Here is a 12,717-nt window from a genome sequence, read left to right as displayed (position 1 = left end):
TTACCAGTCATGATGGCATCGAACTGGATCTCATTAAAACCTGAGCAATAGAACAAACATTCTCAACGCATTAGTCAGTCTGATCACTGTCCATTTCCTGAATGGCAGGTGTCCTGGCCGTGCTTATGTCCTGGTGTTGAGACATGCGTAAACGACAGTCTTGGCATTGCCCCTCTTCTGACGAAAACAAATAAGCCCCGTTTAAGTGGATAATAAGAAATGACGAAAACATGAAAAATATCGTCAATTTTTCACATGCTCAGTCACGTCCTGCTTCTCATTTTTTGATAAAAGTACAAAATCAGATATTTTACGTGATTGGTGATATTTCGTACAGATGTGCGCCCTAAGCTAAATTGATCATTTGTTGCACACCCTTATCCCATAAGGCTTGAAGGGGTATCCAAGAAAATTCTTATTAATCATAAAGATGATCTGTAAGTGCTGAACATTTTTGTTTGTAATATCTTGTTGCATTTTTTCATTTCTGATCGGGCAGGGAACGTTCCTACACTCCGGCTATTGGGTCTTGTCCGGAATTTTTCATTCCAGGTAAATATCCAAAATACAGTGTCGGCATGCTGGTGGATGGAATACGCCCGCTTTTAGTTCCGGGATTTTTATTTATGTCGGAGGACTCGAACCGGAAAGTTGTTCTGGCAGGGTAATTTTTTCTTATTTATTTCTCACTGGTATTGACTGTTTCCATAACGCCACAGAACAGGAATAGCTATGTCTGCAGGTAATACCGCGTCAACCAGTACCCATCGTGATTCCATATCCAGTCTCAGTGCCATGACTTTTCCCGAAGGGTTCATAGTGATCTCCGTGTGCTCAAACCGATATTAACACTGTGTCTGAGACAAGAAAGACGAGTTAACAGATTAGCCATCCCATCAGGCTGAGTTATTGTTTCCCGATGAGCCTGTTTTGGCCGTAATACGCATCTGCATCAACATCCTCATGATGTTGAGTTTGTCAATAAGGCACAGTCATTGATTTAAATCAATTTAGTGACGATTCGTTAACAATATTCCATATATTTTAACCTCTCCGATATAAATGGTCGTATTTGATGCTATGTGAGGAATGATGCAGTGTAAAACACTGTTAACAATCAGGTGAATATGCTTAAGGATTTTACTAATTCAGATTAAAGATCTGAAAATTAGATCTTATGTCGATCATTATTCTATAATGGCCAGCGGTTCACCATGGATTATAGATACATACAGCGATAAACAGAGGGACGATTAGATGGCTGACAGCTTCCAGAATGAAGTACCAAAGGCACGTATTAATCTAAAGCTTGATCTGCATACGGGTGGGGCGAGTAAAAAAACGGAATTACCGCTGAAATTACTGGTTGCCGGTGATTTCAGTAATGGACAGGACGCCGCGCCATTATCAGAGCGCGAAAAAGTGAATGTGAATAAAAATAATTTTGACGCAGTGCTTTCTGAATATTCCCCAAAAATAAACCTCACCGTTAAAAATACCCTTGCTGATGACGGCAGTGAAGACAATATCAGCCTGACATTCCAGAATATGAAAGATTTCTCCCCGGAACAGGTCTCCAGACAAATACCACAACTGAAGGCCATGCTTTCCATGCGCAATTTGCTTCGTGATTTAAAGGCGAACCTGCTGGATAACCAGGCTTTCCGGAAAGAGCTGGAAAAAATTCTGCTCGACCCGGCATTAAGCGCAGAACTCAGGGCTGAACTCTCAGCGCTGGCACCTAAAAACCCTTAACCCTCACGATGTTATAACGGATTAATCAAGGAATGCTCATGTCTGTACAAAATGAAAACACTGCGGCTGGTGAAAGCGTGGTACTGGAACATCCTGTAGCGGGTGGGGTGTATGCGTCCCTGTTTGAAAAAATCAATCTGAAACCCGTTTCTGAATTGAGTGCGCTGGATATCTGGCAGGATGTGCAGGCAATGTCTGACGCTACCGCTGATGAACGTTTAACGGCGGGGATGCAGGTGTTTCTGGAGTGTCTGACAAAATCGGGCTCGAAAGTTGAGAAACTGGACAAGCACCTTATTGACCACCATATCGCAGAGCTGGACTACCAGATTAGCCGTCAGCTGGATGCGGTAATGCATAGCGAAGAATTCCAGGCGGTGGAGAGCCTGTGGCGCGGCGTCAAATCGCTGGTTGATAAAACCGATTTCCGCCAGAATGTGAAAGTTGAACTGCTGGACATGTCCAAAGAAGACCTGCGTCAGGACTTCGAAGACAGCCCGGAAATCATCCAGAGCGGACTGTATAAACATACATATATCGATGAGTATGACACACCGGGTGGAGAGCCGATCGCTGCGCTGATTTCCGCTTACGAATTTGATGCGTCCGCGCAGGATGTCGCGCTGCTGCGTAATATATCAAAAGTCTCCGCCGCAGCGCATATGCCGTTTATCGGCTCCGCAGGCCCGACATTCTTCCTCAAGGAGTCAATGGAGGAAGTGGCGGCCATCAAGGATATCGGTAACTACTTTGACCGTGCCGAATACATCAAGTGGAAATCCTTCCGTGAAACAGACGATTCCCGCTATATCGGTCTGGTGATGCCGCGCGTGCTGGGGCGTCTGCCGTATGGCCCGGATACCGTGCCGGTTCGTAGCTTCAACTACGTGGAAGAGGTGAAAGGCCCGGATCACGACAAATACCTGTGGACCAACGCCTCCTTTGCCTTTGCGGCCAACATGGTACGCAGCTTCATTAACAACGGCTGGTGTGTACAAATTCGTGGCCCGCAGGCTGGTGGTGCCGTGCAGGATCTGCCTATTCATCTGTACGATCTGGGCACCGGCAATCAGGTGAAGATCCCGTCAGAAGTGATGATCCCGGAAACCCGAGAATTTGAGTTCGCCAATTTGGGCTTCATTCCGCTGTCCTACTATAAAAACAGAGATTATTCCTGCTTCTTCAGCGCTAACTCCACCCAGAAGCCAGCACTGTATGACACCGCCGATGCGACGGCCAACAGCCGCATTAACGCCCGTCTGCCGTATATCTTCCTGCTGTCGCGTATTGCTCACTACCTGAAGCTGATTCAGCGTGAAAACATCGGTACCACCAAGGACCGCCGTCTGCTGGAGCTGGAGCTGAACACCTGGGTGCGCAGTCTGGTAACGGAAATGACCGATCCGGGCGATGAGCTGCAGGCCTCTCACCCGCTGCGCGATGCGAAAGTGGTGGTGGAAGATATCGAAGATAACCCGGGCTTCTTCCGCGTGAAGCTGTACGCCATTCCGCACTTCCAGGTCGAAGGCATGGACGTCAACCTGTCGCTGGTTTCCCAGATGCCGAAGGCCAAATCATAACCCAGGGCAGGAAGCCAATGAAAACGGAACAACCGTTATGGGGCAGGGGCGTTATGGTCTCTCCCCAGCATTTCCAGCAACAGGCCGCGTATGCGGCCTGGTCTGCGGAAGGTATCGCCCGGATGGGGTTATCACAGCCCTGGGGTGTGATAAATGTCGCTTTCGAACCGGAAACACTGAAGCTGGGCCGCCTGCAGGCCCGACATCTGCACCTTCGGTTCCCGGACGGTACGCTTATCGACACGGATAATGCTGACGACCTGCCGCCGGTACTGGCGCTTGAAGGCGAGTCACAGGACGTAGTGGTGGTTCTGGCCCTTCCGCTGCTGCGGGCGAATGGCGGCAACTGCCTTAAACCCGATGAAGTGGCTGAACGCCCGGTGCGCTATCGTCAACGCTGGCGGGATGTCCGTAATGCCTTTGGGGAAGATACCCGCCAGATTGCAGTGATGCAGCCAGAGCTTACGCTGCGGTTTGCCCATCAGAACAACAGCGATTACCTGACCTGCCCGGTCGCCCGACTACAGCAGGATTCGCAGGGGTCGTGGCAACTTGATGAGACGTTTCTCCCCCCGCTCTTGTCCATTCAGGGCAGCCGCTGGCTGGTGACCCAGCTGGAACAACTGATGACGCAACTGCGCGCCCGTCTGAGTCGTCTGATGGCAATGCGCCGGGAAAGTAACGAGCGTATGGCTGATTTTGCCGTGGCCGACGTATCCCTGTTCTGGCTGCTCAATGCCCTTAACAGCGCAGAACCGGTGCTCGGTCAGTTTCAGCGACACCCGCAAAACCCGCCTGAGCGTCTGTATCCGGAGCTGGCACGTCTGGCGGGCAGCCTGCTGACTTTCTCGCTGGAACATCAGGTGAGTGCTATTCCGGTCTGGCAGCATGAGCAACTGAATAACGTCTTCCCGTCGCTGTTTGATTTACTGGGCGACCTGCTGGAAGCCAGCCTGCCGTCGCGGGTGGTGGCTATTGAACTTGAGCATGATACCCGACTTCATTTCTGGCAGGCACGGCTGCACGATCCGCGTCTGCGCGAAGGGGCTGATTACTACCTCTCTGTGCGCTCACCGATGCCGGTGGCACAGCTGCAGGAGCAGTTCCCGCGCCAGTGCAAGGTCGGCAGCCCTGATCATGTCAGGAGTATCGTTAATTCATCGCGGGTGGGCGTCCCTCTGACGCCGCTGCGTCATGTACCGGCAGCTATTCCACTGCGTCTGGAAAACCAGTATTTCAGCCTTAATGTCTCTCATCCTCTGGCTACCGAAATGCTCCAGAGCGGCACCTGTATGTTTTACGTTCCGGGCATGCTCGGCGAGCCTGAACTTGAACTTTTCGCGGTACTGAGAACATGAGTGAGCGTAAACGCGGCGCTGCCGCGTCCATTGATATTGATGCCCTTCTGCAGGATACCTGGCTGCAGGTAATCAGCCTGCGTCACGGCCCGACATTCCAGGACGGAGAAGGACGCACGCTGTGGGAGCGCTGCATCGCTGATGTCGGGCGTGTGCAGCGTGAGCTGAAAGCGAGCGAACTCGATGACGCCAGTTGTCAGCTTATTCTCACCGCACAGTGTGCACTGCTCGATGAGGCGGTCAAAGGTCGCGGTGTGGAGGATGACGCCTGTGTGCAGTGGTATGACATTCCCCTGCAGGGGCATTTCCTTGGCACCATGGATGCCGGCGATACGCTGTGCGATCGGATGCGCGATGTGCTGCGTGAACCGGCTCCAGACCGCGCCGTCGTGACCTGCTTCCAGCGGGTCATGATGCTGGGATTCCTCGGCAGTTTCCGCTCACTAAACGACCCGGAGCGCCAGAAACTTGTTAATGCACTCAGTGAACATGTCGCGCCGTTCAGCTATTCACAAACCCATCCGGTACTGACGGAAAGTCGTGGCGGGCGGGGAGGCGGCTGGCAGGCATCATGGCCTGTGCGTATTGGCCTGAGCGTGGTGGTGGTGGCTGCACTCTGGTGGGGGCTGGATCACTGGCTGGATCAGACGCTACTGACCCTGTTACCAGGAGCCGTGAAATGAGTCCTGCACAACAGCGCGGGCTTGCGCTGTGGGCCGCCCTGCTGAGTGCCGTGGTCTGCCTGGGTTTCCTGCCGGTCACCCGCCTGGTTTCTGTGCTCGTTTTGCTGACGGTGCTGGGGCTTATTCTGGCGTTCCGGACTGTCGCCAGTCGTCGTACGGGGCATGACGTCACCCTGTGTCTGGATGACCTCCCGGAAGCCACTTACCGTCAGCCCGTGGTGCTGGTCTGTGGCGATCTGCCGCTGGCATGTATGCAGCAGTCACCGGTGCTCACTGTCACGCAGGGATGCTGGATCCGTGTGGAGGATCATCAGGATCTGGAGCAGGCAGCCCGCCAGATACTGGGGTTGCGCCCTGACTGGGGGCGTCAGCTGTCGGTGATGGTCAGCGTTTGTCCGCAGAAACACGCCGACAGCGAGCGCCTTACCAGTCGTCTGCTGGCTCTGCGCTGGCAAATCAGCCAGTTGCGTAAAGAAACAGGTCATTCTGTGCCGCTGGTTCTGAATGGCCAGATCGGCAGTGTGATGACGAATGACATGCTCTGGCAGGCGGCTATTCCGGGGGAAGGGGTGAGGGTCTGGCGTGAGTCTTCTGCTCCGGGCTCAGTCGCTGCACGGGTCACCACCGGCGGAACGCCTGCGATGCAGCAACAGGTGCTGATGAACAGCCTGATGAGCTGGTTTCATCAGCACGTTCAGTCCGTCTTTATGGATGAGAATCCCGATGTTCCGGTCATTGCACCTGTCGCGGTGCTGTGGGGTATGGGGCCGATCCTTGCCGGAAGTCTGGCCACATCGGTCTGGACGGCGTGGCTTTCCCGTCACACCGCGATGCAGCAGGTGGCTGGCTGGCAGCCGGTGGGAACGGACAGTACGGTGATTTCCCCGTTCCCGGATTTTATCCTGCCGCTGCTGCCGGAAGGGCGAGGTCTGACGCCGCGTGAGCGAGCCTTCCGTTGTGCGCTCGGGCTTTTCACGCTGGCGGCCATCGCTGCGTTGCTCAGTAGTGGCTGGAACAATCGTCAGTTACTGCAACGCGTGAGCTTCGATATCGCCCGCTATGACCGTATCCCGATGCATGATTTTGGACCGAAAGCCGACGCCGTCGGCGCTCTGCGCAACGATGCGGAATTACTGGATGACCAGGCGCGCAATGGCGTACCGGCCCGGTTAAGCCTGGGTCTGTATCAGGGCGAGCGTCTGCGCCTTATGGTTCTGGATGCGATCCGCTCGTATGTGCCACCACCCACGGCACCAGAACCACAGATGAAACCCAAATCGGCTCCGAAAATTGTCCGTCTCGACAGTATGTCGCTGTTCGATTCGGGCAAATCGGCGCTGAAAGCCGGCTCCACCAAACTGCTGGTGAACTCGCTGGTCGGCATTAAGGCCAGACCAGGCTGGCTGATTGTGGTCAGCGGCCATACCGATAATACCGGCAATCCGGCGTTGAATCAGACGTTATCCCTCAGGCGTGCCGAAGCGGTACGCGACTGGATGCGTGACACCGGTGATGTACCGGAAAGCTGTTTTGCGGTGCAGGGCTATGGCGAAAGCCGTCCTGTCGCAACCAACGACACGCCGGAAGGCCGTGCGCTTAACCGCCGTGTCGAAATCAGTCTGGTACCGCAGGCGAACGCCTGCCAGATACCGGGCAAACCCACAGCGTCATCGCAGGATGATGGCGCGAATAAAAATGTAATGGAGTAATTAACATGGCAATTCCTGTTTATCTTTGGCTGAAAGACGATGGCGGCGCGGACATCAAAGGTTCTGTGGACGTTCAGGATCGTGAAGGCAGCATCGAAGTGGTGGCGCAGGAGCATAACCTGTACATCCCGACCGACAACAACACCGGCAAGCTGACCGGTACCCGTATCCACACCCCGTTCCTGTTCACCAAGGAAATCGACTCGTCCAGCCCGTACCTCTACAAGGCGGTGACCACCGGTCAGACCCTGAAGTCTGCGGAATTCAGGTGGTACAAAATCAACGACGCGGGCCAGGAAGTGGAGTATTTCAACACGAAGCTTGAGAACGTGAAGGTGGTGAAGGTGAATCCGGTGATGCACGACATCAAGGATCCTTCCTACGAGAAGCATAACCACCTCGAGCAGATCGAACTGCGTTACGAAAAAATCACCTGGACCTACAAAGACGGCAACATCATTCATTCCGATTCGTGGAATGAACGCGCTACCGCGTAAGTTGCGCGTCATATTTCGCGCTGTAGCGGTGTTGGCTGCGCTTATGCACCCCGGTCACTTACTTATGTAAGCTCCCGGGGCTGCACGCGCTTGCCGCCTTGCTACAGCGCGAACTATTTAGCGTAACACCCCGGACGGGCAGCTTATTCTGCCCGCCTTTTCTTTGCTGAATATCTGCGTGACGGGTGTTCAGCAAAGAACCCCACAAACTGCCAGCCTGACCGTATGCGCTTTGGTCCCCTTCACGGAAAACAGCGAGGGGCGGTAGCGTGCCCGGAACCGACAAAGAGAGAGATTTATGGAAAATCCAGCCATCCTGCTGCGACGTCTGAACCCTTACTGTGCCCGTGCGATGGAAGGCGCGGCCTCGCTCTGCCAGACCCGCGCCCATGCAGAAATTTTGCCGGAGCACTGGCTGCTGAAACTGCTGGAGCAGGGCGAAGGTGACCTGACAGTGCTGGCACGCCGCTACGAGTGGGACATGGACGCCATCTGGCAGGACTTGCTTGCCTGGCTGGATAAACAGCCGCGTTCGGTACGCCATCGTCCGCAGCTTTCTGACACTGTTCAGACGCTGATGCAGGAAGCCTGGCTGATTGCCTCGCTTAACGGTGAAGAGCACATCCGAAGCCTGCACCTGTTAATGGCACTGGTGGAAAAACAGAATCTGGTGCGCTGCGATGGCCTGTGGCCACTGCTGACGCTCGGTCAGAGCCAGATGGAGCGCCTGCGTCCTCTGCTCGACACACAGTCGGACGAACGTCCGGACGTGCAGCAGGAAGCAGAGCTGGCGCAGAGCCACGGTGGTGAGGTGGAGTTTGTCGGTCATCCTGCCGGAGCAGAGCTGAAAGAGGGCGAACTGAGCCCGGCGCTGCAGAACGCACTCGACAAATTTACTCTCGATGTCACCGCCAAAGCGAAAGAGGGCAAAATCGATCCGGTCTTCGGCCGTGATACCGAAATCCGCCAGATGGTGGATATCCTCTCCCGTCGCCGCAAGAACAACCCCATCCTCGTCGGCGAACCGGGCGTCGGTAAAACCGCGCTGGTCGAAGGCCTGGCGCTGCGCATTGCCGGAGGCAACGTACCGGAACCCCTCAAACCGGTCATTCTGCGTACCCTTGACCTCGGCCTGTTGCAGGCCGGTGCGGGCGTGAAAGGTGAATTTGAACAGCGGCTGAAAAACGTCATCGATGCGGTGCAGCAGTCACCCACCCCGATTCTGCTGTTTATCGATGAAGCCCACACCATTATTGGTGCCGGAAATCAGGCGGGCGGCGCGGATGCGGCCAATCTGCTGAAACCGGCGCTGGCGCGTGGCGAACTGCGCACCATCGCCGCCACCACCTGGTCTGAATACAAACAATATTTTGAGCGTGATGCCGCGCTGGAGCGCCGTTTCCAGATGGTGAAGGTGGACGAGCCGGATGATGACACGGCGTGCCTGATGCTGCGCGGTCTCAAATCCCGCTATGCCGAACACCATAACGTGCACATCACTGACGATGCTGTCCGTGCGGCCGTCATCCTGTCCCGTCGCTACTTGACTGGCCGGCAGTTGCCGGACAAGGCGGTGGATTTACTCGATACCGCGAGCGCCCGTGTGCGTATGAGCCTGGATACGGTGCCGGAGCCGCTGACCCGCATCCGTGCGCAACTCACTTCGCTTGAAATGGAGGAGCAGGCGCTGCTGGAGGACATCGCCGTTGGCAGTCACTCCCACGGCGAACGGCTGACGGCCATTGAACAGGAAGAGAGCGACCTCATCGTTGAGCTGGACGAGCTGGAAGCCCGGTATGGTCAGGAACGCACACTCACGGAACAACTGCTGGAAAGCCGTCAGGATATCTCGCGCCAGGGTGAGACCCACGCGCTGCAACAGGAACTGAATGGCCTGCAGCACAGCAACCCGCTGCTGTCGGTTGATGTCGATGTACGCACCGTCGCCAACGTGATTGCCGACTGGACCGGTGTACCACTCTCTTCCCTGATGAAAGACGAGCAGACAGAACTGCTGACGCTTGAACATGAAATCGGTAAACGCGTGGTCGGCCAGGATGTGGCTCTTGAGGCCATCGCCCGGCGCCTGCGTGCGGCGAAAACCGGGCTGACGTCCGAGAACGGCCCGCAGGGCGTGTTCCTGCTGGTTGGCCCGAGCGGCACCGGTAAAACCGAAACCGCACTGGCGCTGGCGGACGTGATGTACGGTGGCGAAAAATCGCTGATCACCATCAATCTGTCGGAATACCAGGAGCCGCACACCGTTTCGCAGCTGAAAGGTTCGCCTCCGGGCTACGTGGGTTACGGCCAGGGCGGCATTCTGACCGAAGCGGTACGTAAGCGCCCGTACAGCGTGGTACTGCTTGATGAAGTGGAAAAGGCGCACCGCGACGTGATGAACCTGTTCTACCAGGTGTTTGATCGCGGCTTTATGCGCGACGGCGAAGGGCGTGAAATCGACTTCCGCAACACGGTTATCCTGATGACCTCCAACCTCGGCAGCGATCACCTGATGCAGTTGCTCGATGAACAACCAGAATCCACCGAAGGCGACCTGCACGAACTGCTGCGCCCGATATTGCGCGACCACTTCCAGCCGGCGTTGCTGGCCCGTTTCCAGACCGTGATTTACCGCCCGCTGGCAGAAGCAGCCATGCGTACCATCGTGGAAATGAAACTGGCACAGGTCAGCAAGCGCTTACATCGCCACTACGGCCTGACCACGCAGATTGATGAGAGCCTGTATGACGCACTCACTGCCGACTGCCTGCTGCCGGACACCGGCGCGCGCAACGTCGACAGCCTGCTCAACCAGCAAATCCTGCCGGTGCTGAGTCAGCAGTTGCTGATCCATATGGCGGCGAAGCAGAAGCAGACGTCACTGACGCTGGGATGGAGTGAGGAAGAGGGCATCGGGCTGGAGTTTGACCGTATACAAGGAGTGAACGCATGAGCAACAATCTCCCGCTAAGATTCAGCCACAATCATCACCTGCTGGCGGTAAAGGGCTGTGACGCAGAGCTCGACGTGCTGGCTTTTGAAGGCGATGAAGCCCTGAGCACGCCGTTCAGCTACCGTATTGAGTTCACCAGTGGCGACCACGCCATCAGCAAAGAGATGATGCTGATGAAAGCCGCCTCCCTGACGCTGCAGGCCCCGGTTGACCAGGGCTACGGCATCAGAGTGCAGCAGGTCGTGCGTACCCTTCAGGGAGTGGTGAGCGGTTTTGAACGCCTCAGTACCTCCAAAGATGAAACCCGGTACGCCCTGACGCTCCGGCCACGCCTGGCGCTGCTTGACCGCTCGCACCAGAACGCCATTTATCTGGACATGTCCGTCCCGCAAATCGTGGAAAAAATTCTGCGCGAGCGTCACAACATGCGCGGTCAGGATTTTCTGTTCTCACTCTCAAAAGAGTACCCGCGCCGTGAGCAGGTGATGCAGTACGGTGAGAATGACCTGCACTTTATCACCCGACTGCTGGGTGAGGTGGGTATCTGGTTCCGCTTTACCACCGACACGCGCCTCAATATCGACGTGGTGGAATTTTATGACAGCCAGCAAGGGTATGAAAAAGGCCTGACGCTGCCATCGGTTCCGCCATCAGGACAGCATTCTGAAGGTGTGGACTCAGTCTGGGGCATGGAGAGCCATCATAACGTGGTGCAGAAGCAGGTCAGTACCCGTGATTACAACTACCGCCAGGCCACGGATGACATGAACACCCAGGTCGATGCGACCCGCGGGGATGCCACCACCTGTGGGGAGGCTTACCACTGGGGAGATAACTACCTGATGGCGGGCAATCCCCATGACCGCAATCCGGCCCCGGAGTCTGGCGCGTTTTACGCCCGCATTCGCCATGAGCGCTACCTGAATGGGCAGACGCAGACCCGTGCCATCACCAGCTGCCCGACCCTCTCTCCGGGTCAGGTACTGAAAGTCACCGGCGGGTACGAAGTGGCAGACGTGTTTGCTCATGGCGTGGTCATCACGGCGATGCACAGCCATGCGCGGCGTGATGAGGACTTCGGCATCAGGTTTGATGGTATCCCGGACAGCACGGATTTTTGCTTCCGCCCGGCTCCCGGCGACCGTCCGGTGATGGCCGGCACACTGCCGGCCCGCGTCACCAGTACCACCGAAAATGACACCTACGGGCATATCGACAAAGACGGCCGCTATCGCGTCAATATGCTGCTTGACCGGGACAGACGGGAGACCGGGTTTGAGAGCCTGTGGGTGCGCCAGTCCCGTCCCTATGCCGGTGACACCTACGGTTTGCACCTGCCGCTGCTGGCGGGCACCGAAGTGGCGATTGGCTTTGAAGACGGTAACCCGGACAGGCCGTACATCGCCGGCGTGCTGCACGACTCGACCCACGGCGACCACGTCACCATCCGCAACTACAAACGTAACGTGCTGCGGACGCCTGCGAACAACAAAATCCGCCTCGATGATGAGCGCGGAAAAGAGCATATCAAGGTCTCCACCGAATACGGCGGCAAGAGCCAGCTGAATCTCGGGCACCTGGTCGACAGCGAAAAGCAGAAGCGCGGTGAGGGTTTTGAGCTCAGAACCGACAGCTGGGGTGCCATCCGGGCGCAGAAAGGGTTGTTTATCAGCGCTGATGGGCAGGCCAGGGCGCAGGGGCAGGTGCTGGAGATGGGGGCAGCTCTGAGCCAGCTGCAGCAGGCGCTGAGCCAGGCCGAAGCTCTGAGCAGTGCAGTGGAAACAGCCAGAGCCGAACTGGCCGATATCCAGACCCAGAAGACGCTGCTGGAGCAGACTCTGACAGATTTGAAGCAGTCCGCGCTGTTACTCTCCGCTCCGGCGGGAATTACCCACAGCACGCCCAAAAGTGTGCAGCTGTCAGCGGGGGAGAATGTGATCAGCACCAGCGGCAAACACACTGATTTCAGTGCACTAAAAAAATTCACCGTGGCAGCCGGGGAGAGGATAAGCCTGTTTGCCCAGAAGCTGGGTATCAAAATTTTTGCGAGCAAAGGAAAGGTGGAGATACAGGCGCAGGGCGACGAGATGACGCTGGATGCGCTGAAAGATATCCGCATCAGCAGTAGCGAAGGCAGACTGGTTATCAGCGCGAAGCAGGAAATCATCCTGACGAGCGGGGG

General features: G+C 56.1%; 8 protein-coding genes. All 8 read left to right on the top strand.

The genetic code is table 11. The annotated features are described in order from the left end of the window. Positions 1-1,257: 1,257 nt before the first annotated feature. Positions 1,258-1,755 carry a type VI secretion system contractile sheath small subunit gene (gene tssB, locus GA0061070_RS17885; RefSeq protein ID WP_090137371.1) on the top strand — a complete coding sequence of 166 codons (498 nt, stop codon included), beginning with the start codon at positions 1,258-1,260 and terminating at the stop codon, positions 1,753-1,755. A 32-nt stretch (positions 1,756-1,787) separates the two neighbouring features. Beyond that, positions 1,788-3,335 (top strand): type VI secretion system contractile sheath large subunit, encoded by a 1,548-nt coding sequence (gene tssC / locus GA0061070_RS17880; protein ID WP_090137370.1) that lies wholly within the window; start codon positions 1,788-1,790, stop codon positions 3,333-3,335. Positions 3,336-3,352: 17 nt separating this feature from the next. Next, on the top strand, positions 3,353-4,693 hold the full coding sequence (gene tssK, locus GA0061070_RS17875) for a type VI secretion system baseplate subunit TssK (protein WP_090137369.1): 1,341 nt from the start codon (positions 3,353-3,355) through the stop codon (positions 4,691-4,693). Continuing rightward, positions 4,690-5,376: a type VI secretion system protein TssL, short form gene (tssL, locus tag GA0061070_RS17870; protein WP_090137368.1), complete on the top strand. Its 687-nt coding sequence runs from the start codon at positions 4,690-4,692 to the stop codon at positions 5,374-5,376. The genes tssK and tssL overlap by 4 nt, the downstream gene beginning before the upstream one ends. Beyond that, positions 5,373-7,085 carry an OmpA family protein gene (locus GA0061070_RS17865; protein WP_090137367.1) on the top strand — a complete coding sequence of 571 codons (1,713 nt, stop codon included), beginning with the start codon at positions 5,373-5,375 and terminating at the stop codon, positions 7,083-7,085. Before tssL ends, GA0061070_RS17865 begins: the two co-directional genes overlap by 4 nt. 5 nt (positions 7,086-7,090) lie before the next feature. Then, entirely contained in the window at positions 7,091-7,582 is a 492-nt protein-coding gene (gene hcp, locus GA0061070_RS17860; RefSeq protein ID WP_090137366.1) for a type VI secretion system effector Hcp, read from the top strand. A gap of 298 nt (positions 7,583-7,880) precedes the next feature. Beyond that, a complete protein-coding gene (gene tssH, locus GA0061070_RS17855; RefSeq protein ID WP_090137365.1) occupies positions 7,881-10,535 on the top strand; it encodes a type VI secretion system ATPase TssH in 2,655 nt (884 codons plus the stop codon). Further along, positions 10,532-12,717: type VI secretion system Vgr family protein (locus GA0061070_RS17850; protein WP_090137364.1), on the top strand; the 2,186-nt coding region annotated here is incomplete at its 3' end. The genes tssH and GA0061070_RS17850, both read left to right, overlap by 4 nt.

It is taken from the genome of Kosakonia oryziphila (assembly GCF_900094795.1).
Lineage (GTDB): Bacteria > Pseudomonadota > Gammaproteobacteria > Enterobacterales > Enterobacteriaceae > Kosakonia > Kosakonia oryziphila.
The sequence above is the reverse complement of the archived record's forward strand: the minus strand, read 5'-3'. Positions and strand labels throughout refer to the sequence as shown.

Coding starts and splice junctions, on each gene's coding strand:
- tssB (WP_090137371.1), top strand. CDS start 1,258: ATGGCTGACAGCTTCCAGAATGAAGTACCAAAGGCACGTATTAATCTA.
- tssC (WP_090137370.1), top strand. CDS start 1,788: ATGCTCATGTCTGTACAAAATGAAAACACTGCGGCTGGTGAAAGCGTG.
- tssK (WP_090137369.1), top strand. CDS start 3,353: ATGAAAACGGAACAACCGTTATGGGGCAGGGGCGTTATGGTCTCTCCC.
- tssL (WP_090137368.1), top strand. CDS start 4,690: ATGAGTGAGCGTAAACGCGGCGCTGCCGCGTCCATTGATATTGATGCC.
- GA0061070_RS17865 (WP_090137367.1), top strand. CDS start 5,373: ATGAGTCCTGCACAACAGCGCGGGCTTGCGCTGTGGGCCGCCCTGCTG.
- hcp (WP_090137366.1), top strand. CDS start 7,091: ATGGCAATTCCTGTTTATCTTTGGCTGAAAGACGATGGCGGCGCGGAC.
- tssH (WP_090137365.1), top strand. CDS start 7,881: ATGGAAAATCCAGCCATCCTGCTGCGACGTCTGAACCCTTACTGTGCC.